Origin of the sequence: [Clostridium] aerotolerans DSM 5434, assembly GCF_000687555.1 — a bacterium.
Classification (GTDB): Bacteria; Bacillota; Clostridia; order Lachnospirales; family Lachnospiraceae; genus Lacrimispora; species Lacrimispora aerotolerans.
In genome coordinates this window covers 280419-304175 of sequence record NZ_JHWJ01000005.1, presented here as the reverse complement: position 1 = coordinate 304175, position 23757 = coordinate 280419, and the positions used below count along the sequence as shown (strand labels likewise).

At 44.3% G+C, this 23757-nt stretch carries 23 protein-coding genes and 1 tRNA gene; 19 read left to right on the top strand and 5 right to left on the bottom strand.

Annotation, left to right across the window (positions count from 1 at the left end; translation table 11 throughout):
* Positions 1 to 257 precede the first annotated feature (257 nt).
* A complete protein-coding gene (locus tag T546_RS0109805; protein ID WP_026891457.1) occupies positions 258 to 1505 on the top strand; it encodes an MFS transporter in 1248 nt (415 codons plus the stop codon).
* Positions 1506 to 1564: 59 nt separating this feature from the next.
* On the opposite strand, the gene upp is transcribed toward T546_RS0109805, so the two are convergent.
* The 3 genes from upp to T546_RS0109790 all read right to left on the bottom strand — a co-directional run bounded on the left by upp (position 1565) and on the right by T546_RS0109790 (position 4441).
* Positions 1565 to 2194 carry a uracil phosphoribosyltransferase gene (gene upp, locus T546_RS0109800; RefSeq protein WP_024835751.1) on the bottom strand — a complete coding sequence of 210 codons (630 nt, stop codon included), beginning with the start codon at positions 2192 to 2194 and terminating at the stop codon, positions 1565 to 1567.
* Between the two features lie 16 nt (positions 2195 to 2210).
* Positions 2211 to 3551 (bottom strand): uracil-xanthine permease family protein, encoded by a 1341-nt coding sequence (locus T546_RS0109795; protein WP_026891456.1) that lies wholly within the window; start codon positions 3549 to 3551, stop codon positions 2211 to 2213.
* A gap of 71 nt (positions 3552 to 3622) precedes the next feature.
* Positions 3623 to 4441 (bottom strand): DUF4163 domain-containing protein, encoded by an 819-nt coding sequence (locus T546_RS0109790; protein ID WP_166429809.1) that lies wholly within the window; start codon positions 4439 to 4441, stop codon positions 3623 to 3625.
* Between the two features lie 167 nt (positions 4442 to 4608).
* On the opposite strand from T546_RS0109790, the gene T546_RS0109785 reads away from it, so the two are divergent.
* The 7 genes from T546_RS0109785 (at position 4609) to T546_RS0109755 (ending at position 11958) form a co-directional block, all read left to right on the top strand.
* Complete coding sequence (locus tag T546_RS0109785; protein ID WP_026891454.1) at positions 4609 to 5439, top strand: helix-turn-helix domain-containing protein; 831 nt, start codon at positions 4609 to 4611, stop codon at positions 5437 to 5439.
* 87 nt (positions 5440 to 5526) lie between these two features.
* On the top strand, positions 5527 to 6483 hold the full coding sequence (locus T546_RS0109780) for an iron-siderophore ABC transporter substrate-binding protein (protein ID WP_026891453.1): 957 nt from the start codon (positions 5527 to 5529) through the stop codon (positions 6481 to 6483).
* An 81-nt stretch (positions 6484 to 6564) separates the two neighbouring features.
* A complete protein-coding gene (locus T546_RS0109775; RefSeq protein WP_051629711.1) occupies positions 6565 to 7605 on the top strand; it encodes a FecCD family ABC transporter permease in 1041 nt (346 codons plus the stop codon).
* Positions 7602 to 8642 carry a FecCD family ABC transporter permease gene (locus T546_RS0109770; RefSeq protein ID WP_026891451.1) on the top strand — a complete coding sequence of 347 codons (1041 nt, stop codon included), beginning with the start codon at positions 7602 to 7604 and terminating at the stop codon, positions 8640 to 8642. Before T546_RS0109775 ends, T546_RS0109770 begins: the two co-directional genes overlap by 4 nt.
* 44 nt (positions 8643 to 8686) lie before the next feature.
* Complete coding sequence (locus T546_RS0109765; RefSeq protein ID WP_026891450.1) at positions 8687 to 9445, top strand: nucleotide-binding protein; 759 nt, start codon at positions 8687 to 8689, stop codon at positions 9443 to 9445.
* A complete protein-coding gene (locus tag T546_RS0109760) occupies positions 9438 to 10688 on the top strand; it encodes a nitrogenase component 1 (protein WP_026891449.1) in 1251 nt (416 codons plus the stop codon). Before T546_RS0109765 ends, T546_RS0109760 begins: the two co-directional genes overlap by 8 nt.
* A gap of 25 nt (positions 10689 to 10713) precedes the next feature.
* Positions 10714 to 11958, top strand: coding sequence for a nitrogenase component 1 (locus T546_RS0109755; protein WP_026891448.1), 1245 nt, complete (start codon positions 10714 to 10716; stop codon positions 11956 to 11958).
* Positions 11959 to 12083: 125 nt separating this feature from the next.
* Here T546_RS0109755 and T546_RS0109750 read toward each other — a convergent pair.
* Positions 12084 to 12166: transfer RNA gene (locus T546_RS0109750), tRNA-Leu, on the bottom strand.
* Positions 12167 to 12299: 133 nt separating this feature from the next.
* Between T546_RS0109750 and T546_RS0109745 the strand changes: the two genes are divergently transcribed.
* The 9 genes from T546_RS0109745 (at position 12300) to T546_RS0109705 (ending at position 20502) form a co-directional block, all read left to right on the top strand.
* Positions 12300 to 12647, top strand: a complete 348-nt coding sequence (locus T546_RS0109745; RefSeq protein ID WP_026891447.1) for an anti-sigma factor family protein — start codon at positions 12300 to 12302, stop codon at positions 12645 to 12647.
* Entirely contained in the window at positions 12614 to 15202 is a 2589-nt protein-coding gene (polA, locus tag T546_RS0109740; protein ID WP_242842214.1) for a DNA polymerase I, read from the top strand. The genes T546_RS0109745 and polA overlap by 34 nt, the downstream gene beginning before the upstream one ends.
* A gap of 17 nt (positions 15203 to 15219) precedes the next feature.
* Positions 15220 to 15813 (top strand): dephospho-CoA kinase, encoded by a 594-nt coding sequence (gene coaE, locus T546_RS0109735; protein WP_034598694.1) that lies wholly within the window; start codon positions 15220 to 15222, stop codon positions 15811 to 15813.
* Positions 15810 to 16607: an MBL fold metallo-hydrolase gene (locus tag T546_RS0109730; protein ID WP_024835763.1), complete on the top strand. Its 798-nt coding sequence runs from the start codon at positions 15810 to 15812 to the stop codon at positions 16605 to 16607. The genes coaE and T546_RS0109730 overlap by 4 nt, the downstream gene beginning before the upstream one ends.
* A gap of 17 nt (positions 16608 to 16624) precedes the next feature.
* Complete coding sequence (locus T546_RS0109725) at positions 16625 to 16897, top strand: ACT domain-containing protein (protein WP_024835764.1); 273 nt, start codon at positions 16625 to 16627, stop codon at positions 16895 to 16897.
* Positions 16898 to 16936: 39 nt separating this feature from the next.
* Complete coding sequence (locus T546_RS0109720; protein WP_026891444.1) at positions 16937 to 18301, top strand: PFL family protein; 1365 nt, start codon at positions 16937 to 16939, stop codon at positions 18299 to 18301.
* A 61-nt stretch (positions 18302 to 18362) separates the two neighbouring features.
* Positions 18363 to 19535 (top strand): class I SAM-dependent methyltransferase, encoded by a 1173-nt coding sequence (locus tag T546_RS0109715; RefSeq protein WP_026891443.1) that lies wholly within the window; start codon positions 18363 to 18365, stop codon positions 19533 to 19535.
* Positions 19536 to 19613: 78 nt separating this feature from the next.
* Complete coding sequence (locus T546_RS0109710) at positions 19614 to 19958, top strand: phenylpyruvate tautomerase MIF-related protein (RefSeq protein WP_026891442.1); 345 nt, start codon at positions 19614 to 19616, stop codon at positions 19956 to 19958.
* Between the two features lie 34 nt (positions 19959 to 19992).
* Positions 19993 to 20502: an NUDIX hydrolase gene (locus T546_RS0109705; protein ID WP_034598691.1), complete on the top strand. Its 510-nt coding sequence runs from the start codon at positions 19993 to 19995 to the stop codon at positions 20500 to 20502.
* Here T546_RS0109705 and T546_RS0109700 read toward each other — a convergent pair.
* Positions 20497 to 21759: a nucleotidyltransferase gene (locus tag T546_RS0109700; RefSeq protein WP_026891440.1), complete on the bottom strand. Its 1263-nt coding sequence runs from the start codon at positions 21757 to 21759 to the stop codon at positions 20497 to 20499. The two genes, T546_RS0109705 and T546_RS0109700, sit on opposite strands and share 6 nt — an antisense overlap.
* 163 nt (positions 21760 to 21922) lie before the next feature.
* On the opposite strand from T546_RS0109700, the gene T546_RS0109695 reads away from it, so the two are divergent.
* Both T546_RS0109695 and T546_RS0109690 read left to right on the top strand, forming a co-directional pair.
* Positions 21923 to 22492: a PduL/EutD family phosphate acyltransferase gene (locus T546_RS0109695; protein WP_026891439.1), complete on the top strand. Its 570-nt coding sequence runs from the start codon at positions 21923 to 21925 to the stop codon at positions 22490 to 22492.
* A gap of 20 nt (positions 22493 to 22512) precedes the next feature.
* On the top strand, positions 22513 to 23706 hold the full coding sequence (locus T546_RS0109690; RefSeq protein ID WP_026891438.1) for an acetate/propionate family kinase: 1194 nt from the start codon (positions 22513 to 22515) through the stop codon (positions 23704 to 23706).
* Positions 23707 to 23757: the final 51 nt, after the last annotated feature.

Here is a 23757-nt window from a genome sequence, read left to right as displayed (position 1 = left end):
TTACAGGCGGCCAACGAACAAAGTGTGGCCGCTTTTTTATACAACAAGAAATACGATTTATTCATGAAAAGTCCTGCCGGGCGGGGAGCACATGGCGTTTTAAGAAAGATTTTCCCTAATCTGACAGCGGGTCAGCGCCAGAGTGTGGCGAGGCAGACTCTTTAAATTGTTTTTTGTTATTGTTGACAAGGACACAAAAAAGAGTTAAGATAAATATGTGTCCAAGGAAACAATAAAACAATGAGAGGAGAATTGTTATGTTTACAATTAAATTGCAAAAAGAAGAAAATCATGAAACAGCTGTAGATAGAAAGGCTTTAATATTTGGCCTTATGATGGTATTTCTTTGTGGATTAGGGTTTAGTATTATAACCCCAGTAATTCCGTTTTTAGTAGCACCATATGTCAAATCCCCCGAGGAACAGGCAATTATGGTCACTCTTTTAACTTCCGTTTATGCCGCTTGCGTTTTTCTGGCTGCTCCGGGCTTAGGAGCTTTAAGCGACAGGTATGGGCGCAGGCCTTTGCTGTTAGCTTGCCTTTTAGGATCGGCAGCCGGTTATATTGTTTTTGGTATTGGAGGTGCCTTGTGGGTATTATTTGTCGGGCGCATCATTGAAGGGATAACAGGAGGCAGCATAAGTACTATTTTTGCTTATTTTGCAGACATTACTCCCAGAGAGCAAAGAACCAAATACTTTGGCTGGGTAAGTGCGGTCACTGGAACTGGTTTTGCCATAGGGCCTGCCGTAGGAGGATTGCTCGCCAGGTTTGGTTATTCGGTGCCTATGTTCTTTGGAGCCGCCATAACCTTGTTGAACTTTGGATTTGGATTCTTTTTTATGCCTGAGAGTCTTCATAAAAGTCTCAGATCTGAAATGATTTCTCTTACAAGCTTAAATCCACTTAAGCAGCTTATGAATGTATTGTCTATGAAAAAATTGAAACGGCTTTTATTATCTGCTTTTTTACTTTGGATACCTAATGGATCACTACAGGCGGTTTTTTCACAATTCATCATAGATACCTTCCATTGGCAGCCAGTAATCATTGGACTCATGTTTTCCATTATCGGAATACAGGATATTATATCTCAAGGTTTTATCATGCCAAGACTTCTTAAAAAGTGCAGCGATATGCAGATTGTAATCCTAGGAATGGGTTCGGAGATATTAGGGTATTGTCTGATTGCAGTATCAGCCTTGTTTTCCTTCTATCCTTTTTTCATTTTAGGTATGTTTGTCTTTGGATTTGGTGATTCCATCTTTGGACCTTCCTTTAATGGTATGATTTCTAAGTCGGTGGAATCAAGCGAACAGGGGAGAGTACAGGGCGGGAGTCAGGCCATACAATCCCTGGCAAGAATCGCAGGACCGGTCATTGGAGGCCAGCTCTATGTATTGCTGGGCCATGTATCACCAGCCTTAATGGGAGTGGTTTTAATTACCGGGGCTTTACTGGTATTGTGCCGGAAGGAACGTGTATATAATCATCTTACAGCATAAAAACAGGGGTACAAAACTTGAATGAAGTCTTGTACCCCTGTTTTTATCTATTAAAATCTCTATTTTGTTCCGAAAATACGGTCACCTGCATCGCCAAGGCCTGGACAGATGTAGGCATTCTCATTTAATCCACGGTCTAAATGTCCTACATAAATCTGGATATCAGGGTGAGCTTCCTGAAGCTTCTTTAAGCCTTCTGGAGCAGCAATGATACACATGAACTTAATGTGCTTGCCGCCATACTGCTTGATGAAATTGATTGCTTCAACTGCAGAACCGCCGGTTGCTACCATAGGATCTGTGACAACGATGGTTCTCTGTTCGATTGGGCTTGGAAGCTTGCAGTAATACTCGTGTGGCTCATGAGTCACTTCGTCGCGGTATAAGCCAATGTGTCCTACTTTTGCAGAAGGAACCAGAGCCAGAATACCATTCACCATACCCAGTCCTGCACGGAGAATCGGTACGATTGCCATTTTCTTGCCGGCAATCATTGGAGTCATGCAGGTTTCGATTGGAGTCTCTACCTCTACATCCTGTAAAGGAAGATCTCTTAAGGCTTCAAAGCCCATCAGCATAGCAATTTCTTCAATAAGAGCACGGAATTCATTGGTGCCTGTTCTCTTGTCTCTTAAGATAGAAATTTTGTGCTGAATCAGGGGGTGGGTAAAAACGGTTACATTGTCCATTGAAAAATCCATAATGTTATTTGTCCTTTCTTGAATCTCTTGTTGTATCAGGGGTTTCCGGCAGAATCAGGTTCATAATGACACCTACCACAACTGCGATGAAAAGGCCTGAAATGTTTAAAGTAACAGAACCGATCTCTGCATTAAGACCGCCGATCTGGCCAAATCCAAGACCAAACACCAGAATGAGTCCAACAATGGATAAATTTCTGCTATGTGTAAAATCCAAATTTGATTCGGCAAGAGAACGGATACCAACGGCAGCAATCATACCAAAGAGCATGATTTCAACGCCGCCTTTTACAGGACCGGGTATGGTCTGAAGAATTGCGCCCATTTTTCCAAATAGACCTAAAATGATTGCAAACACTGCGGTAATACGAAGAAGTCTTGGGTTATAGTTCTTTGTAGTCGCAAGCACTCCAGTGTTTTCCGCATAAGTAGTATTAGCTGGACCGCCTGTGAAACCGGCAAAAAGAGTTGCAATACCGTCGCCTAAAAGGGTGCGATGGAGTCCGGGATCTTTTAAGAAATCTTTTCCTACAACCGTACCATTGGTAGTAATATCACCGATGTGTTCCATAAAAGTAACACAGGCAATTGGTGCGATGGAAAGAATGGCTCCCAGGCTGAATTTTGGAACTGTCATGAAAGCTACTCCATTTAGATCTTTGGTCACATAAGGAATGTTGATCCAGGCTGCAGATGTAATGGCGGAATAGTCCATGTGAAATACGCCTAAGCTTCCTAAAATTATGCACAACAAATAACCTGCCGCAATTCCGATAAGAATGGGGACAAGCTTAAAGAATCCGTGTGCGAAGATAGAGCATAGGATTACTACAAGCAGGGTAAATAAGGCAATTCCCAGGTTCAACGCTATGGCTGGAGTCAATCCGTCGGCAAGGCTTAGGTTGCCGGTAGCATCATTGATTGCCGTACTTGCAAGGTTAATTCCGATTACTACGATGACAGGACCTGTTACTACCGGAGGGAATATCCTCTTAATCTTGTCCGAACCTACGATAAAAACAATAAGGGCAAAGAGAAGATAGACAAAACCGGCAAAAATAATTCCACCCTGTGCTAAAGGTACGTTCTCTGGGATCACGGTTCCTTCCGGGCGGACGATAGTAGTAACGGCTGCCAGAAATGCGAAGGAAGAACCAAGAAACACAGGAACCTTAAATTTAGTACAGCAGTGGAATATTAAGGTACCAACGCCTGCAGAAAATAATGCCAGCGATGGGTTGAGACCAGTCAGCAAAGGAACCAGTACGGTTGCGCCAAACATAGCGAACAGATGCTGGATACTGAGCAGATAATCTCGCGTGGTGAGTTTTTCTTTATTACTCATTTTTCGACTCCATTTCTATTTATTTTCCGTCCTATTTTAACAGAGAAAGGAGTAAATGGCAACTATTTTTCCTATTTTGTCACAGGAGTGTAAGAAACCAGGGCAGAATCGCCTAAAGCATGGGGGACTGGAATGGAAAAAATGATGTTTCCCTTGTCTTCATAACTAAAGGAATCCGGGAATGCCGGGGTTCCATCGGGCAGCTTAGTCTTAATAGGAAAGTCAGCTTCCTGGAATAATTTGACATATGAAGAAAGGTCCATCTGGGTTCTTGCATCCATAAGTGCTTCTGTAAGTTCCGGGGAAGCATTGTAGAATTTTACCTGATCGGAAAGAACGTACTCTGCCAGAGCTTCCGGGCTTGCAAAATCTGTCAGTCCAAGATCTTTCACCTGGTTGATATCAATTGTATTTGTGTAAAAGAGATTAATGGGATGTGCGGCTCCCTCTGCATAAAAGGTGCCGGTGTAAACGGCTGTAATCCGTTTGGGATCAGCAGAAATAATTTCAGCATCAACAATCACTGTGTCCTTTAAGGGATCAACGGAAGCAATGCTTAGAAAGCTGAGGGCATTGTCTTTCAGCAGTTTATTGACGTTTTCTTCTTTTTTCTTGTCTTCTAAATTAGAAATAGCAGGGTATTGAATGGAGACATTTTTGTCTTTATAGGTTTTTATTGATGTGGTAATGCCTGGATGAGTGACTGGTTTTTCTGAATAATCTCTGATGACAATGGTGCTTGCCTGGCTTTCCACCTTGGAAGCTTCCGGGGAGACGGTTTTAATATAATTCTTCTGATTGCACCCGGATAAAATTAGAACACAGAGAGCAGATAAAAAGAGAAGCTGTTTGCGGAACATAATAGAACTACCACCTTTCTTTTTGTTCACATTCAAGTTCAGTATATCATAAAGTATGAAAATATGGGGAAAAGAATGTGGAAATGATTGTATTTCTACGTCATTTTTACACCTTTGCTTGCGTGAAACCGGGAGAAATAGTATAATTTAGTAGTTAGATAGGACTAACTTAAAGAGATCAGAAAAGAGATGAAAATATGGATGCAGAATTAGAACAGTTTATAAAAAGTTATTCCAATGCCTCTATATGTGTACAAGGGGTTTATCACTATGCAATAGAGCCTGGATCTTCCGGCAGACAGAAAACGGCTCCATTTCGTGGATTTATATTTCCCATCAGCGGAAGAGCGCAGTATGCCTTTGATGGAACTCTCTATACCACAGATTCCCGGAAAATTATTCATGGTGTACCGGATATGATGTTAGACAAGCTTGTTCTGGGAGATAGAAGGTGGGAATACATATCTGTTTTTTATGACATAACAGGGAAGCGGCCGGAGGGAGAGTTTCTTCCTGATACCCATTTTGAGCTGACGGTAGGGCATAGCCCCAGGCTGACTGGTCTTTTATGGCGTCTTCGCAGAGTTTTTTCAGAACCTGGGGCTCTTTCTTCCTTTCAGTCAGAAGTGTTGTTTCGCTGCATTTTGGAGGAAATGTTCATCAGTGCTGCAAGCCAGACAAGTGACAGCTCCCATATGCTTTTTAAATCTGTCCGTTCCTATATTCATGATTATTATATGGAAGGGCTGACAGTAGGAGGACTGGCGGAACAAAATGGAGTGACCGTAAACCGTTTGTTTTATGTATTTCGAAGCTATGCCGGAATGGGACCGGGAGATTATCTTCTCCGGTACCGTCTGAATCGGGCAAAGGAAATCCTCATTACAAGTGATGCTTTCATCAGTGACGTTGCCCGAGGGGTTGGTTACGACGATCCGCTGTATTTTAGCAGGTTGTTTAAAAAGCAGTTTGGAATAACGCCCAGCGGCTTTCGTGAAAAATTCAGGAATAATCCATGTCCATCTTAGGATTATTCCATTCCAATCAAATGCTTCCATTGTTATACTGTATGAGTTGAATACGGAAAACATCATTCAGTACCTGGAGGATATGACATGAAAAAAATGATGAAAATACTTCTTTCCATTGCAGTTTTCTCCTGCCTGATCAGTGGTTGTGCCAAAGCACCCAAAGAGGCAGCAGTCACTGGTTCCCAGTGGCCAAGAAGTTTTAAGGATGCGGCAGGGCATGAGGTGGTTTTAGAGAAACAGCCGGAAAGAATTGCAATCCTGCATTCCATGTATCTGGAGTATTTCTTTGCACTGGATACGCCGCCAATTGCTTCGGCTGGCGCCAATACAGGAACAGCAATGAAAGCGCTGGAAGAATTCGAAACACTTCGCCCCTTTAAGGGAACCGCGGATATTATTGACTTAGGAAGCGCACGCCAGCTTAACTTAGAAGCAATTCTTGCATCCGATCCGGATGTAATCGTTACCTTTAACGGGCAAGGGGGAGTAAATGAAATATATGACCAGCTGACGCAAATAGCTCCGGTAGTTATGCTGGATTATACAGCAAGCTGGCAGGATTCCATACGTGATTGTGCTAAGATCGTAGGTAAGGAATACTTAGCAGAGCAGCGAATTACGGAAACAGAAAAAATTATGTCGGAAGCAAGAGAAAAGCTCGCAGGCATAGGCGATAAGACGGCGGTTTTTGTTCGTTCCGATGGAAAGGGTGGAGTATTTGCCCTTGGAACCTCCCGATATCCTTACTATTATGATAAAGCCTCCGGCTTTGGACTCTCCATACCAGATGGATATCCTGAGGAATGGGGCGTGATTTCATTAGAGACTCTCTCTGAGCTGGATCCGGATTATATTATTTTTCAGGACTTTATTTCCGATGCCAAAGGCCTTGTAACGTCCCTGGAAGCGTCTGCCGTATGGAATAATCTAACGGCGGTCAAGAACCAGCAAGTCGTTTATCTGGATGGCTCTTTGAATACCACAAGTCCTCTTGCCATACAGGCAGCAGCAAAGGGACTGACGGAATCATTGGTCAAGTAACGGAATTATCATAGGATTAGCCGGGCGACGTTAAGACAGTGAGTTGCCCGGCTTTTTGTATACTTAATTTAGGAGGGATCGATGAAACCGAGCATTTCTACAGAACAAACCGGTTACCAAAAGAATCATTTGAGAAAGACGTGTCTGGCTCTTTTAGGAGGTCTCTTATTACTTCTTTTCGCCATGACAGCTTCCGTGATGGGCGGGGCGTCAGATATATCTGTTAAGACCTTGTGGGAGGCAGTGACACAGTATGATGCCGGCAAGTCCCAGCATTTAATTATTATGGATCTGCGGCTTCCCAGAGTGGTCACTGGGGCAATGGTTGGAGCTTCACTTGCTGTAGCCGGGGCAATGATGCAGGCAATGACGAAGAATCCTTTGGCAGATTCCGGGCTTATGGGCCTCAATGCTGGGGCGGTCTTTTCTCTTTCGGTCTGCTTTGCCTTCTATCCTGGTCTGGGATATCAGGAGATGATGTGGGCGGCATTTGCAGGAGCAGCCCTGGGGGCAGGAATGGTTACTGGGGCCTCTGGCATGAGAGGAGGAACAAATGAATCTGGAAGAATTGTATTGGCAGGAGCAGCGGTCAGTGCGCTATTGACTGCATTCAGCCAGGGAATTGGTTTGCATTTTAATGTCTCCCAGAAGGTAATGTTTTGGACAACAGGAGGGACGGCAGGCGCAAACTGGCAGCAGATAAAAGGGGTATCTCCCTGGATTGCAGCAGGACTGATTGGTGCCTTTCTTCTGGCCCGGTCAATATCACTGCTCAGTCTTGGTCAGGAGACCGCAAAAGGACTTGGTGTGAATACTGGGGCAGTAAATGCAGTCTGCTCCTGTTTGGTGCTTATATTAGCGGGTACAGCGGTATCCATTGCTGGCGGAATTGGATTTGTAGGACTTATGGTCCCTCATATCGTCCGTTATTTTGTTGGTGTGGATTATCGAAGCATTCTTCCTGTCTCCGCCATCTTTGGAGCGGCGTTGGTTGTTGCAGCGGATTTAGGCGCCCGGCTGGTCAATCCACCCTTTGAAACACCCTTGGGTGCTGTGATTGCTTTGCTTGGAGGCCCGTTTTTTCTGTATCTGGCATGCAGCCAAAGGAGGCGTAACGTATGAATAGCATGAAAGAGTTAGTTAAGACTGACAGGGGCAGGCGTCTTGCCCGAACCCATGGAGTGGTGGTGATTTTATGTGGAATACTCCTCTTTACACTGTTGGTCAGCATGAATACAGGTCAAATAAGGCTATCTCCATTTGATACGCTTCGTACTCTTTTTGGAGGTGGCAGCGGGAAAGAAAATCTGGTTTTATTTCAGTTTCGCCTCCCTCGCATCGTGATTTCCATACTGGTGGGGGCAGGTCTTTCTATTTCCGGCCGTATCATACAGGCGGTACTGGGAAATTCCCTGGCAGATCCGGGGCTCCTGGGAATTCATGCCGGGGCTGGCTTTGCAGTTACCATGTATGTGTTATTTCTTGGGACACAGTCCTTTTTGTCTGTCTTTACCATGCCCTTCATCGCCATGGCTGGGGGAGGAGTAACGTCCTTTTTCATTTATATTCTGGCGTATGCTAGGCGAAGGGAAGCATCTCCGGTTCGTCTGATCTTAGTGGGGGTGGCTTTACAGGCAGGCTTAACTGCCTTGACGACGGTAACTGTGGTCAGGCTTGACGAAACCCAATACAATTTTGTGGCCGCCTGGCAGGCAGGGACCATATGGGGAGCAAATTGGAACTACGTCATGGCTTTGCTGCCATGGATTTTTATACTTGGATTCTATGTTTGGTCAAAGGCTCTTGTTCTTGATGTCTTGAGTCTGGGAGAAGAAGTGGCTGGCGGACTGGGTATTTCAGTTTCACGTCAGCGAATATTTCTCCTTTCGTCAGCAGTAGCGCTGGCTGGTTCCTGTGTGGCTGTTAGTGGTGGCATTGGCTTTGTGGGACTAATTGCACCTCACCTGGCGGCGAAACTGGTAGGATCACGTCACCAAATCCTTTTGCCCGTATGTGCCCTGACAGGGTCGGTCCTGGTCCTGGCAGCGGATACCGTGGGAAGAACCATTGTTCAGCCCTCTGAGCTGCCGGCCGGTCTGGTAACTGCTGTCATAGGGGCACCATACTTTTTATATCTGCTAAGGAAGCGCAGAAACTGAGTGAAATAGGAAATAAGGCATAAGCAAAGAAAGGCAGGAAAATGATGAAAAAAATCGCAATTTACGGAAAAGGCGGAATTGGAAAATCCACCACAGTTTCAAATATATCGGCAGCCATGGCTGAAATGGGGAAAACCGTGCTGCAAATCGGCTGTGACCCAAAGGCGGATTCTACAAGGAACTTAACTGGCGGAAAAAATATTCCTACTGTACTGGATATTTTAAGAGATCAGGGAGATGCGGAATTGGAGGATTTTGTGGTCAAAAGCAGTACCGGAGTGCTTTGCGTGGAGGCAGGCGGTCCCGTGCCAGGAATCGGCTGTGCCGGAAGAGGAATCATAACTGCGTTTGAGAAATTGGAGGAACTGGAAGCTTACGATACATACCGGCCGGATGTAGTACTTTATGACGTGCTTGGAGATGTGGTCTGCGGAGGATTTGCCATGCCCATCCGCGGCGGCTATGCGGATGAGGTATGTATTGTAACCTCAGGGGAAATGATGTCCCTCTATGCGGCTTCCAATATTGCTCATGCGGTGAAAAGCTTTGGAAGCCGGGGCTATGCAAGTCTTAGAGGGCTTATATTAAATTCCAAGAATATTGAGCGGGAAGAGGAACTGGTTCAAAAAGCAGCCGCTGAAATCGATGCCTCAATTCTTTACTGCCTGCCAAGAGATGGCGCCGTTCAACAGGCGGAGGCAGAAGGAAAGACCGTAATTGAGGCCTTGCCGGATTCTGATATGGCAGAGCATTACCGTTCTTTAGCAAGGCTGTTGCTGGAAGGAGGACTTAAGGATGATTGAGTTAAAGCACTTAAAGAGATTATCTGCCGTTAAATCCAATGCAGGAATTAAATTCCTCACTCCAGCCGCTTTTCCCGGCAATCATTGTCCCATGCACACTGCATTGGCGCTGAGTTCCAATATTAAAGGAATGTCCACCCTATTGATCGGAACGGCAGAATGCGGCAATTACAGCCGCAGCATTATTGAGAAAAATAAGCCGGACGATCATACTCTCCACTGGATGTATGTGCTGGATTCCAATGAGGTGGTTTTTGGATGCAGAAAGGGAGTCATGCAGGCTGTTAAGGAAATGGAGGCAGCTGGAGCAAGGGCGATTATGCTGATTTCCACCTGTGTTCCCGAAGTCATAGGGGAAGATATGGAAGGGATCATTCGAGAGCTGCAGCCCGAAACAGAAGCCAGACTTAACTATGTGCAGATGCCTCATTTTAAATGTAACAGCTATCCTTCCGGTTTCTATAAAACCCTGGAGTCCTTTGTAGAGATGATGGAGCCTTCTAAAAAACGCCCGGATGTGGTAAACATTCTGGGCAGGAGCAAAGAAGAAGACCATATTCCTATGCCAGAGCTTTTACAGGCACTTGAAGCCAGAAATATGACCCTTCGTTATCTGGCACCAAAATCTGATATCACAGATTTTGTCTCCGCACCAGACGGAGCACTGAATCTTGTGCTTTCCCCTTATATGAACCCTCTTGCCAAACGGATGGAAAAGCGTTTTGGAGTCCCCTTTGTCAGTGTTCATGAAGTCTATGACGTAGATGGTATTGACCATCTATATCATGACATTGCTGCAAAGTTAGGCATTCAGTGGGGAGATGGTTTTCAAAAATCAAGAAAGGCAGCTGCCCATTCAGAGGCAGAGGCAAAAGAAATAGTAAAAGGGCTCCGCTTTGTCACGACCCATCGAAACACCTTAATGACACTGCCGCTGGCTCATTATCTGTTAAAGCTGGGGATGGACCCATTGCTGCTTCACATGGAAGAGTTTTATCCGGATGATAAAAGATGGTCGAAGCTTCTTCTGGAACAAGGACAGAATCCCTATCTTTGCCATATGGTAAATGAACCATCCGATGCAAGGATGCTCGAGGAGTTAAGCCCAGATGTTTCTTTTGGAGAGATACCTGGCGGAAATGGGAAGATTCCCTTTGTCCCCCACTTAGATGAACTATACGGACAGGCTGGCTACGAACGGACAGAATTATTATTAAAAAGACTGATAAGCGCTTTAAAATAAACCAACAGGTAAGGAGATGATTGAAATGGGATTACATAGATTCAGACCGCCTCTTTCCGGCAGAATGGGCACTTTACGCACCCTTGGGACCATTCGCGGTGCAGCTCTGATTGAATATGGCTGTATGGGACATATGCTGTATAGCCGGGTGTTTTTAAATCAGGCAGGAGTGGCAGAAGGGTGCAGGCTGTACTCGACGCACATCGACGAAACAGATATTTCCATGGGTGATACCAAGCGGCTTAACCGCACAATTGCTGAAATCGTAGAAAAAGATAAGCCGGAAATCATCTTTTTCCTTCCTTCTTCCGTTCCAACCGTCATTGGAACGGATTTAAATGCGATCTGTAAGGAACTGCAGCCGGAATATCCGGATATTCCTTTACTCCCCTTTGGGGCAGGAGGCTTTCATGTCCATGGATACGAAGGGGTAGAAGAAGCCCTTCTTTTACTGGCGAAGGAGCTTCCAAAAGAGCGGGAAAAAACATCTCACCCTACCTTTAATATCATTGGTTCCTGTGCAGATATGTTTCGCTTTCAGGCTGATGCAGAAGAAATGGTGAGAATCCTGAAAGGAGCTTTTAACATGGACCCGGTTTGCGTGATGACATCTCATACCTCGGCAAGCCAGGTAATGGATATGGGAGGAGCTCATATCAATATAGTGGTCAGAAGAGAAGGAGAAAAGGCGGCAAAATATTTAGAAAAACGATTTGACACACCCTATGTGATCGGCAGGCCTTATGGAATAGAAGGAACTCTTTCCTGGATTATAAACATATCAAATACCCTGGGGGTGGAGGCAGACCGTGACTTTGTGAACCAGGAAGCCAATGGAGCCAGGAATCATTTAAGACCTGCAATGCCTGTTTTAAATCATATGATTCGTTCCCACCCGGATGAAGCCACTATTTCTCTGGGAGGTCACGCAGATATAGTAAAAGGAATCCTGGAATATGGCCATAAGGAGCTGTCTTTGTACCGGGGAGACTGCTGGTGTGATAGTCCGGACATGGGAGATGAGGATATACCATACTTCTCAGAGGAGGAATGGTCCAAAACAGTGAGAAATCGAAAAAAAGGAATCTTCATGGGAAGTGGAGAAGCTTTAAAATGGGCAGGAAAAGGATTGGAACTTCAAATCAGCAATCCAGATGTCAGATGGAGACTAAGTCCTTATGATCCTCCCTTCGTTGGATTTCATGGAGCCATTCATCTGGCAGGACTATGGCTCAATGCTCTGTTGGAGCAGGAAGAGGAAGAAGAGTAATAAAAGAGGCGGCACCGATAGGGTAAAGTGGACCCATGGTTCCGCCTCTTTCATGTTAATTGACTTATCATAGAAATAAAAAAAGAAACCGATTAAAAACCGATTTCTTTTTGCCCATAATAGAATGCCGATGGCCGGATTCGAACCGGCACGGAGAGTGTCCGCTGCATTTTGAGTGCAGTGCGTCTGCCAGTTCCGCCACATCGGCTCTCGTCTGCAACGATGATTATTTTATCACAGGAATTTCCATTTGGCAAGTGCTTTTTTGGATTATTAAATTGAAAATAGGCAAAATATATTGTATGATAGATGAAAGAAATTGTTAAGGAGGTGTCGGGATTTTGACATGCAAAGAAGCAGAGCGTCTCGTCATGCCATACATCAGAGATGAACTTACGGATGAAGAACTGAAGGAATTTCTGGAACATATGGAATCCTGTCCCGGCTGTCGCGATGAACTGGAGATTTATTTTACCGTTGAGGTAGGAATCAGACAGCTGGACTCCGAAACTGGGAACTATAATATAAAGGGAGCGCTTGAAGCTGCCATTGAGCAGTCAAGACAAAGGATACAGGCTATAAGGCTCATAAAAATAGCAAGGTATTCTGTCGCAACCTTAAGTGTTATGGCATTGATAATCACGGTCCTCCTGCAATGCAGAATCTGGATGCAGCAGGGCTTACTATGATAGGAGAACAGATGAGCAGAAAACGAATTGTTTTAATAGATGGAAGCAGTATGATAAAGGAAGCCTTTTACAGCCTTCCAGCCAAAGGCGCAGGTGGAGTCAAAAGCCTGATGACAGGAATCCTTGAAAGAAAGGAAGCTGATTATCTGGCAGTTGCCTTTTCTTCGACCGGTGCCGACCAGTCCATGGTAGAAAAGGAGATAACGATACAGGAAGAGCTGTTAAAGGAGATGGCACCATCTCTTAAGGCAGAGGTTCTTATAAAAGAAGGGTACGAATCTGCGGATATCCTGGCTTCCCTGGCTAAGAAGTGCAGCAGTGAAGAGAGTGATATTACCATAATTACGAAAGATCAAAGACTTTTGCAGACGGCAGCAGAGCATGTGACAGTCCAGATTCCGGCTATGGGAGAAGAGGGGCTTATTTTTAAGTCTTACCATCCTGAAACCATCCGGAAAGAGTATGGACTGGAGCCAGTGGGCCTGAAGGAAGTCTTTTCTCTTATAGCCGCTGATGGGCTTGGAGAAAAAACCGCCTGTGGGCTGATCAGACAGTATGAGAACATCGCCGGTTTATATGAACATCTGGAAAGCATCGAATCCCAGAGAATCAAAGATATTTTAAAGACATTTGAAAACAGGATCCTTGAGGAGGAAAAGAAAATTCTTTTAAAAGAAGACTGCGATATAACTCTGGACGATACAAAATCAATATCCGAAGCTGAAATTCAGGAAATCATGGATATGGACTTTGTACCCGCAGAATTCCCGGATGACGAGAATCAATCGGAGAAGGAATCTTCTCCAACCACTAGCTTTCATGTAGTTACTGATTTTTCGGAAGCGGAAGCAGTGTTTGGTAAAGGTATGTCAGCAGACCGTCTTGGCCTTCAGCTGATCATTGAAGATAAAACAGTAATTGCACTGTCCATTTGTTTTGGAGAGGAAGACTGCTATTGCATTCTTTCGGAAGGCTTATTAAGCGGAGACTATCTGGCTGGCAAGGCAGAGGATATCTGCAAAAAGGCTGGACATGTTACTGTACTTGATTTAAAGAGCCAGCTTCCCTATTTAAAACTGGAGGCAGGAACTCCGGTGTTTGATGCTGGAGTTGCGGGATATCTGTTAAACCCATTAAAGGATTCCTACAGCTACAAGGATCTTGCCGAAGATTATCTTAATATGACCGTTCCTTCCAGGATAGAGCTGATAGGAAAGGTCTCCATAAGCCGTGCTCTTATTGATAACCGGGAGAATGTTGTCTCCTGTATCTGCTATATGTCCTACATTGCCTTCCTCTGTGGAGACCGCCTTTTAGAAGCCTTAAAAGAGTCGGAGATGGAGAAGCTTTTCCATGAGATAGAGATGCCTTTGATCTACAGCCTTTACTCCATGGAAACAGCCGGAATTCAGGTGGAACGGGAACGGTTAAAGGAATACGGAGACCGGTTAAAGGTTCAGATCAAAGAATTGGAACAGAAGATATATGAGGAGACAGGAGAGACCTTTAACATCAATTCCCCCAAGCAGCTTGGCGAGGTACTCTTTGACCATATGAAAATTCCGGGAGGGAAAAAGACAAAAACAGGTTATTCCACAGCCGCCGATGTACTGGAAAAGCTTGCCCAGGATTATCCTGTGGTCACACTTATTCTGGACTACCGCCAGCTGACCAAATTAAATTCCACCTACGCCGATGGCCTGGCAGCTTATATCGGGCCAGACGGACGGATTCATGGAACCTTTAATCAGACCATCACCGCGACGGGAAGAATCAGCAGTACAGAGCCAAATCTCCAGAACATTCCGGTTCGAATGGAACTGGGACGGGAGATTCGTAAGGTCTTTGTTCCAAAGGAAGGCTGCGTGTTCGTGGATGCAGACTATTCCCAGATCGAACTTCGGGTACTGGCCCATATGTCAGGAGATACCCGTCTGATCAATGCTTATAAGCAGGCGGAGGACATACACGCCATCACTGCCTCAGAGGTGTTCCACATTCCTCTTAACGAAGTGACGTCACTGCAAAGAAGAAATGCCAAGGCAGTGAATTTCGGAATTGTATACGGAATCAGCTCCTTTGGCCTAAGCGAAGGCTTAAGCATAACCAGAAAAGAAGCTTCCGAATATATAGAAAAATATTTTGAAACGTATCCAGGGGTTAAATCCTTCCTGGATGGGTTGGTAACAAAAGCAAAGGAAAGCGGCTATGCGGTCAGCATGTTTGGAAGACGGCGTCCGGTTCCTGAGTTGAAATCATCGAATTTTATGCAGCGGTCCTTTGGAGAACGAGTAGCAATGAACTCTCCCATACAGGGAACGGCAGCCGATATTATGAAGATAGCTATGATACGGGTAGATCAGGCACTAAAAAAACGGGGCCTTAAATCCCGGATCGTTCTTCAGGTTCATGATGAACTTCTGATTGAAGCCTATCAGGATGAGCTGGAGACAGTAAAGGAACTTTTAACAAATGAGATGACCCATGCGGCTGACCTAGAGGTATCCCTTGAGGTGGAAGCCAATGTGGGAGAATCCTGGTTTGACGCAAAATAAGGAACTGGTGGCAACGCATGAGAGTAATTGGATTAACAGGAGGGGTAGGCGCAGGTAAGAGCCTGGTTCTTTCTATATTAGAGAATGAATATGGGGCAGAAGTGATAAAGGCTGATGAAGTAGCCAGGGAATTAATGGAACCGGGGAAGGAAGGGTATGAACTCATTGTCACGGCTTTGGGAGACAGTATCTTAAAGCCGGATGGCTCCATAGACCGAAAGCTTCTTTCCCAATGCATTTTTCGGGATGAGAGAATCAGGAATGCAGTTGATAGAATTATTCATCCTCTTGTATGGAAATTCATAAAGGGTAAAATTTCTTCTTCCCAAGCGAAGCTTATTGTGGTAGAATTTGCAATTATGGGTGAAAAGGCGGATGTCGGTTATGATGAAATGTGGTATGTTTATGCATCGGAAGAGGTTCGAATCCGCCGGCTTTTTGAAAACAGGGGTTATGAAGAGGAACATTCAAAGCGAATAATGGCAAGCCAGGCAGCCGAGTCGGAATATCTGGCCCGTTGCGACCGGGTCATCAAAAATGATGGTTCCATGGAAGAAATCAGGGACCAGCTGGCGCAAATATTGAAAAACAGGGGACAGAAAGAATCATGAGACTGGTAAGCATTGCAAGCGGAAGCAGTGGTAACTGCATCTACGTAGGCTCGGACACCACCCATATCCTGGTGGATGCAGGCATAAGCAACAAACGGATTGAGCAGGGGTTAAATGAAATCGGTGTCAAGGGAAATGAACTGACAGGAATTGTAATTACCCATGAGCATTCCGATCATACCAAGGGACTGGGAGTACTTGCCAGAAAGTACGGCGTTCCTATTTATGGAACAAAGGAAACCCTGGAGGAAATATCAAAGCAGAAGTATCTGGGAGAATATCCAAAGGAATTATTTTGCGCCATACGCCCGGACGTGGATTTCCAGGTCGGAGATCTTGACGTAAAGCCGTTTTCCATTGATCACGACGCGGCAAATCCAGTGGCTTACCGGGTGCAGCACGGACGCAAATCGGTAGCAGTGGCTACGGACATGGGCCATTATGACCAGTATATCATCGAACATCTCCAAGGGCTGGACGCTCTTCTTTTAGAATCCAACCATGATGTGAATATGCTGCAGGCAGGACCTTATCCCTATTATTTAAAACGCAGGATTCTGGGAGATCACGGACATCTGTCCAATGAGAATGCAGGCCGGCTGTTATGCTGTATTCTCCATGACAATCTAAAGAAGATTCTGCTGGGTCATTTAAGTAAGGAAAACAATTATGAGGAACTGGCTTATGAAACAGTAAAGCTGGAAATTACAGAAGGCGATAACCCATTTCGGGCATCTGATTTTTCTATTACGGTAGCGAAAAGAGACCAGATGTCGGAAATTATCACTATATAATCAAAGAGGAGATCATTATGAACAAGACGATTATTACAGTAGTTGGAAAAGACACCGTTGGGATCATCGCAAAAATCTGTACATACCTGGCAGACAACCGGGTGAATATCCTGGATATTTCTCAGACCATCGTACAGGGATACTTCAATATGATGATGATTGTCGATATGGATGAATCTGCAAAGCCTTTTGGAGAGCTTGCTGATGAACTGGAGGGAATCGGTGACGAGATCGGCGTAAAGGTAAAATGCCAGAGAGAAGAGATATTTACAAAAATGCACCGTATCTAATGATAACTGCAAGGCTTAAGAAAAGGATGGGTTCCCGATATGTTAAATATGTTTGAAGTAAACGAGACCAATAAGATGATTGAGCAGGAACTGCTTGATGTGCGTACCATTACCATGGGTATCAGCCTTCTTGACTGCTGTGACAGCGATCTTAATGCAGTGAATGAAAAAATCTATCGTAAGATTACAACCGTTGCCAAGGATCTTGTTTCCGTAGGAAAAGAAATTGAGAAAGATTTCGCTATTCCCATTGTAAATAAGAGAATCTCCGTCACTCCTATTGCATTGGTAGGTGGTTCTGCCTGCAAAAAACCAGAAGATTTTGTGACCATTGCAAAGACTCTGGACCGTGCAGCAAAAGAAGTGGGCGTTAATTTTATCGGAGGCTATTCTGCACTGGTAAGTAAGGGAATGACAACCGCTGATGAGTACCTGATTCGTTCCATACCAAAGGCTCTTGCCTGTACCGACAGGGTGTGCAGCTCTATTAATGTAGGCTCTACAAAGACAGGTATTAACATGGATGCTGTAGCTCTTATGGGTAAGATTGTATTGGAAACTGCGGAGGAAACAAAGGAAATTGACTCTCTTGGCTGCGCCAAGCTGGTGGTATTCTGTAATGCGCCGGATGACAATCCATTTATGGCGGGAGCGTTCCATGGTGTGACAGAAGCAGATGCCATTATCAATGTAGGTGTCAGCGGCCCAGGTGTTGTAAAGACTGCCATTGAGTCAGCCAGAGGACAGGACTTTGAGGTGCTTTGCGAAACCATTAAAAAGACAGCATTTAAGATTACTCGTGTTGGACAGCTGGTAGCTCAGGAAGCGTCCAAGCGTCTTAATATACCATTTGGTATCATTGATCTTTCTCTTGCTCCGACTCCTGCAGTTGGAGACAGTGTGGCTGAGATATTGGAAGAAATCGGTCTGGAGAGAGTGGGAGCTCCTGGAACAACAGCAGCTCTTGCACTTTTAAACGATCAGGTAAAAAAAGGCGGCGTTATGGCTTCTTCTTATGTAGGAGGATTAAGCGGCGCATTTATTCCAGTCAGCGAGGATCAGGGTATGATCGATGCGGTTGCTATGGGAGCCCTTAACTTAGAAAAGCTGGAAGCAATGACTTGTGTCTGCTCCGTTGGTCTTGATATGATCGCAATTCCTGGAGATACGCCTGCTTCTACCATTTCCGGAATCATCGCAGATGAATCTGCCATTGGTATGATCAACCAGAAGACAACTGCAGTACGTATTATTCCGGTTGTTGGTAAGTCCGTAGGTGAGACGGTAGAATTCGGTGGACTCCTTGGATATGCACCCGTTATGCCGGTAAATAAGTACTCCTGTGAGAAGTTCGTAAACAGAGGCGGAAGAATCCCGGCTCCTATTCATAGCTTTAAAAATTAAGTTTCGATTTTATCAGCCAGAAGAAGGCATGAAACTGTAGAGAAAGGAATCGCTTAGTTCAATGGAACAAAAGGAAAGAGAACATTTCATTCAAACTGTCCAGAAATATCTTGACGAGGCCCTGCTTCGTATTGTAGTCAGCAATCCATCAGGAAAAGAGGGAGTTTCAAAGGTAAAGATACGTCCTCTCTTGTTGAAAGGGACTTTGGTATTTCAGGCAGAGGAATTGGTGGGAAACCAGGCTTTCCACAAAAATCTTTCTGTCATGGAATGTGCCGCTTATCTGGCTGATTTATTGGAGGACAAGCTTCGGCAAATGGAGCTAGATTCTGGTAAAGGCCAGGTAAGGGTTCTGGTAAGTAAAAAAGGAACCTTAAGTATGAAGGAAAAGAGGCAGCAGCCAAAAATGGAGGCTGCCCCTTTCATACCAGAACATAACAGACAGAAAAGCTATATTTTACAAGAAGGAATCCCGGTTCCGTTTCTGGTGGATTTAGGTGTTATGACAGAGGAAGGCAAAATCGTCAGAACCAGATACGATAAGTTCCGTCAGATTAACCGTTTTTTAGAATTTATTGAAGATATTCTTCCAAGACTTCATTCAGACAGGGAAAATGTAATCATAGATTTCGGTTGTGGTAAATCCTATCTCACCTTTGCCATGTATTATTACCTCCATGAGTTAAAAGGATATCCCATTCGCATCATCGGATTGGATTTAAAACAGACCGTTATAGATAAATGCAACCAGCTAAAGGAAGCGTACGGTTATGATAAACTAAATTTCTATCATGGAGATATTGCCTCCTATGAAGGCGTCGAGCATGTGGATATGGTGGTGACTCTTCATGCCTGTGATACCGCTACGGATTATGCTCTTTATAAAGCGGTCCGCTGGGGGGCATCTGTTATTTTATCGGTTCCGTGCTGTCAGCATGAGATGAACCGCCAGCTAAAAAACGATCTGATGGCGCCAATTTACCAGTATGGGCTCATTAAAGAACGGACAGCAGCCCTTTATACGGATGCATTGCGTGCGGAAGTATTAGAAAACCAGGGATACCGGACCCAGATTCTTGAATTTATTGATATGGAGCACACTCCTAAAAACATCTTGATTCGTGCCGTAAAGCAGGGAGGAAAGAAGGACAACCAAAAAGAGATCAAAGAAATTATGGAATCTCTTCACTGTGATCTGACCTTGCCAAAATTATTTGAAGAAAAAGAAGTGTAATGCTTTGAAAGATAGAAATTTCCTTCATTATATGATATAATCACGGAAAGGAAATTATATAAATAAAGGAGGTATCTCATGCCTTTTATTAATTCAAAAGTGAATGTTCCATTAACCGAAGAAGTAAAAGAAGCATTAAAAACGAAACTTGGCCAAGCAATCAGCCTGATTCCGGGAAAATCGGAAAACTGGCTCATGGTAAGCCTTGAGGACAACTGTTCCCTCTATTTTAAAGGGAAGAACAATACGAAGATGGCTTTTATCGAAGTGAAAATATTCGGACGAGCAACAGAGCGCGATTATGAACGTCTGACAGAGGAAATCAGCAAGATTTACCGGGATACGGTTGGGATTGCTCAGGATAAGATATATATTAAATATGAAGAAGTAGAGCATTGGGGCTGGAATGGAACAAACTTTTAACCATACTGATTGAGTTTTATGGCAGGAGGAATGGATGATGGAGCTTTGGGACGTTTATGATGAAGGCAGAAAAAAGACAGGGAAAACCCATGTGAGAGGGGTTCCCATGCCGGAGGGGGATTATCATCTTATATCAGATATCTGGGTTGTCAATGAATCCGGAAGAGTTTTAATCACCAGAAGGCATCCAAAGAAAACCTACGGCCTGATGTGGGAGTGCAGCGGAGGATCTGTACTGGCAGGAGAAACAAGCCTTCAGGGAGCGGTAAGGGAGCTATTGGAAGAAACGGGATTACTGGTAGGGGAGGATGAGCTAAAACTGATCCATACCATCCAGTTTAAGGACCGGTTTGTAGATACTTATATTACCCGCCAGGAAGTTACAAGGAAGGATTTGGTCCTTCAGCCAGAGGAAGTGGTTGATGCAAGGTTTGTAACCTTTCAAGAGCTTTTAGATATGTGGGATCAAGGAATAGTTGTTCCCAAAACCCGGTTTCTTCTATATAAAGATGCCATCCACGCATTCCTTGTTCCGCCGTCATAAGATGACGACGGAACGAGTGAATTCATTCTTATTCTGAATATGATATTTGTTCTGAAGTACGGTCTGATATAAGTGGGAACAGTAAAAATCCTGCCGGAGCATGGAACTGGCTGCTTCCGAAAGTGTGAGTTCTGCGCCTGCTGTTTTGGTAATGAGAGGGATGCTCCCTCTCATTTTTATTTGCCCTAATAAGTCTTTGGAGTCTTTTCGAAATCCTAAAATTCTGGCATAGGGAGCGTACCCCGCTTCTTTTCCTTCCCTTATCTGCTCCGTTGTAATTCCTAATATGATGTGGAGCAGCGCCCGGCTGATTCTTGTATAGGTATACTGTTTGGTCTTTAAACTGCTTATTTTTTCCTCGAAGGGAAGAAAATCCGGCAGTTGCTTTTTTATTCTGGCAGCCAGCTCTTTGGAGACATCGGCATACTTTTCCAGAGATATGTCTTCCATAGAGAGGCGAAGAAGAGCTGCATTTAACAGGGAACTGAAATCGTCTGAAAATACAGGCTGGCTGTTTTTTGCTATCTGTCTTGCTGATTCAGGAATTTGCAAATAAAGAGAAGCCGTATCCATGATTTCGCCTTCGTTTTCTTTCAGCAGATTTCTAATACCTGTGGCTGAGCTATATTGGTGCGGGGTTACCAGGGGATCATGATAGCCGCTTCCTGCTCTCTTAATGGTAAGAGGAGTCAGGCTGCTGTTTTGACGGTGAATCGCCTTACAGTATTCAATGCCAAGTATGTTGTTGGGAGTCAGAAGGATCTCCCCATCTTCCTCGCCTAAGTTTTCGCAGGAGATGAGTGCCTTGTTCCTTGCCTGAGGAAAGCTCAACCCTTTTTTTAATTCCATGCGGAGTATTTGTTTGTATTCCTCTGGTTCTTCTGCCAGGATGGATGCGATGGCTGAAAGTTTTTTAATATCTCCGCATTCGCTGCCAAAGCAAACAGAATCTACAACCCCCAGACTGCCAAGAAGGGCAATGCTGCAGGCAGCAAAGTCTTCGGCACTGCTGGTAGCAAAGATAGACGGAAGTTCGATGACTAGATCAGCCCCGCAGGAAAGTGCCATGGTGGCGCGGGTATATTTGTCGAATATGGCCGGGGCGCCTCTTTGAACGAAATCCCCGCTCATAACAACGATACAGTAATCTGCTTTAGATAATTCTTTGGCTTTTTTGATATGATATGCATGTCCATTGTGGAATGGATTGTATTCAGCAATGATGCCAACGGCACTGCAATGAGTATGGTTTGCCATGAAAATAGTCCTTTTTATGATATTTTATACTCTATTATGCTATTGTTTTGCAAAAAATGCAAATAATTTAAAGACAAGACTTGAAAATTTTGAGGAATGCTCATAGAATAGAGTGAGAGTTAATTTAAAAACTTTCAGGAAGAGAACAGGAGAATATCGAAACATGAAGTTTATTGTTGAAACATCAGCACGTCATGTACATTTATCTCAAGAAGATCTTGAGATTTTATTTGGTAAGGGATATGAACTCACAAAGAAGAAGGATTTATCCCAGCCAGGGCAGTTTGCCTGTGAAGAGAGAGTAGCGGTTGTTGGCTCCAAAGGTGAGTTCAAGGGCGTTTCTATCTTAGGACCCGTAAGAAAAGCAACTCAGGTAGAACTTTCCCTGACCGACGCTCGTTCCGTTGGAATTGCAGCTCCAGTTAAAGAATCCGGTGATATCGCTGGAAGCGGTGCTTGCAAGATCGTTGGACCAGCAGGTGAGATTGAACTTGCAGAAGGTGTTATCGCTGCAAAGCGTCACATTCATGCAACACCTGCAGATGCAGAACAGCTTGGCGTAAAGAACGGCGAGATCGTATCTGTAAAAATTGACACTGATGGCAGAAGCCTTGTTTTTGGAGATGTAGTTGTTCGTGTAAGCGAATCCTATGCTCTGGCTATGCATATTGACACTGATGAATCTAACGCAGCTGGCTGCGGTAGAGAGCAGCACGGCGAAATCGTTAAATAATCAAAGGAGAATTTATTTTTATGAAAATTTTAGTTATCAACTGTGGAAGTTCTTCCTTAAAGTATCAGCTGATCGATATGGAGAATGAGGGAGTTTTAGCAAAAGGTTTATGTGAGAGAATTGGTATCCCTGGTTCAAAGTTAGTTCATAAGGGTGAAGGAAAAGACGATCTGGTAATCGAAGAAGATATGCCTAACCATACCTTAGCGATCGAGCACGTTATGAAGGCGTTGGTTGATCCTCAATACGGCGTAATCAAAGATACAAGTGAAATCTCCGCAGTAGGACACAGAGTTCTCCATGCTGGAACCATCTATAGTGATTCTATCGTTGTAACAGAAGATGTAAAGAAAGTAGTACGTGACTGTTTCGATTTAGGACCTCTTCACAATCCTGCAAACTTAATGGGTATTGAAGCTTGTGAAGCTGCTATGCCAGGCGTTCCTAACGTAGCTGTATTTGATACAGCATTCGGTATGGGTATGCCAGAGAAGGCTGCTTTATATGCAATCCCTACAGAATATTATGAGAAATACAGCATCCGTCGTTACGGCTTCCACGGTACAAGCCACAACTATGTATCCAAGGAAACCTTAAAGTTCTGTGGCCTTGATGAGAACAAGGGCAAAGTAATCGTATGCCATTTAGGCAACGGTGCCAGCATCTCAGCTTCCATCGGCGGCAAATGTGTAGATACCAGCATGGGTCTGACTCCATTAGAAGGACTTATCATGGGTACCAGAAGTGGTGACATTGATCCTGCTGTTGTACAGTTCATCTGTGATAAAGAAGGAAAGACTGTTACTGAAGTAATTGATATCTTAAACAAAAAATCCGGTATTCTTGGTATGTCCGGTGGCATTTCCAGCGATTTCCGTGATGTTCAGAAAGCTCAGGCAGAAGGAAACCACCTTGCTGATACAGCAATCAAGGCTTATGTATACCGTGTAGCTAAATACATCGGTTCTTACACTGCAGCTATGAACGGTGTTGATGCAATTGCATTTACTGCAGGTGTTGGCGAGAATGACAGAGCAATCAGAGAAGAAATCTGTTCCTATTTAGGATACCTTGGTGTTGTGATTGATGATGAAGCTAACAGCAAGAGAGGATTTGACAACATGATTTCCGCACCGGAATCCAAGGTTAAGGTATGTGTAATTCCTACCAACGAAGAGCTTGCTATCGCAAGAGAAACAAAAGCTCTCGTATAATCCTGGACAGGGTGGTACATCCTAGTGATGTAACATCAAATATGGAAATAT

Excerpts from the sequence above, each read along its gene's own strand:
- T546_RS0109765 (WP_026891450.1), top strand. The coding sequence starts at position 8,687 with ATGAAAAAAATCGCAATTTACGGAAAAGGCGGAATTGGAAAATCCACC.
- T546_RS0109730 (WP_024835763.1), top strand. The coding sequence starts at position 15,810 with ATGAGACTGGTAAGCATTGCAAGCGGAAGCAGTGGTAACTGCATCTAC.
- coaE (WP_034598694.1), top strand. The coding sequence starts at position 15,220 with ATGAGAGTAATTGGATTAACAGGAGGGGTAGGCGCAGGTAAGAGCCTG.
- polA (WP_242842214.1), top strand. The coding sequence starts at position 12,614 with ATGCAGAATCTGGATGCAGCAGGGCTTACTATGATAGGAGAACAGATG.
- T546_RS0109715 (WP_026891443.1), top strand. The coding sequence starts at position 18,363 with ATGGAACAAAAGGAAAGAGAACATTTCATTCAAACTGTCCAGAAATAT.
- T546_RS0109700 (WP_026891440.1), bottom strand. The coding sequence starts at position 21,759 with ATGGCAAACCATACTCATTGCAGTGCCGTTGGCATCATTGCTGAATAC.
- T546_RS0109760 (WP_026891449.1), top strand. The coding sequence starts at position 9,438 with ATGATTGAGTTAAAGCACTTAAAGAGATTATCTGCCGTTAAATCCAAT.
- T546_RS0109770 (WP_026891451.1), top strand. The coding sequence starts at position 7,602 with ATGAATAGCATGAAAGAGTTAGTTAAGACTGACAGGGGCAGGCGTCTT.
- T546_RS0109695 (WP_026891439.1), top strand. The coding sequence starts at position 21,923 with ATGAAGTTTATTGTTGAAACATCAGCACGTCATGTACATTTATCTCAA.
- T546_RS0109775 (WP_051629711.1), top strand. The coding sequence starts at position 6,565 with ATGAAACCGAGCATTTCTACAGAACAAACCGGTTACCAAAAGAATCAT.
- T546_RS0109780 (WP_026891453.1), top strand. The coding sequence starts at position 5,527 with ATGAAAAAAATGATGAAAATACTTCTTTCCATTGCAGTTTTCTCCTGC.
- upp (WP_024835751.1), bottom strand. The coding sequence starts at position 2,194 with ATGGACAATGTAACCGTTTTTACCCACCCCCTGATTCAGCACAAAATT.
- T546_RS0109795 (WP_026891456.1), bottom strand. The coding sequence starts at position 3,551 with ATGAGTAATAAAGAAAAACTCACCACGCGAGATTATCTGCTCAGTATC.
- T546_RS0109710 (WP_026891442.1), top strand. The coding sequence starts at position 19,614 with ATGCCTTTTATTAATTCAAAAGTGAATGTTCCATTAACCGAAGAAGTA.
- T546_RS0109785 (WP_026891454.1), top strand. The coding sequence starts at position 4,609 with ATGGATGCAGAATTAGAACAGTTTATAAAAAGTTATTCCAATGCCTCT.
- T546_RS0109705 (WP_034598691.1), top strand. The coding sequence starts at position 19,993 with ATGATGGAGCTTTGGGACGTTTATGATGAAGGCAGAAAAAAGACAGGG.
- T546_RS0109805 (WP_026891457.1), top strand. The coding sequence starts at position 258 with ATGTTTACAATTAAATTGCAAAAAGAAGAAAATCATGAAACAGCTGTA.
- T546_RS0109725 (WP_024835764.1), top strand. The coding sequence starts at position 16,625 with ATGAACAAGACGATTATTACAGTAGTTGGAAAAGACACCGTTGGGATC.
- T546_RS0109690 (WP_026891438.1), top strand. The coding sequence starts at position 22,513 with ATGAAAATTTTAGTTATCAACTGTGGAAGTTCTTCCTTAAAGTATCAG.
- T546_RS0109720 (WP_026891444.1), top strand. The coding sequence starts at position 16,937 with ATGTTAAATATGTTTGAAGTAAACGAGACCAATAAGATGATTGAGCAG.
- T546_RS0109755 (WP_026891448.1), top strand. The coding sequence starts at position 10,714 with ATGGGATTACATAGATTCAGACCGCCTCTTTCCGGCAGAATGGGCACT.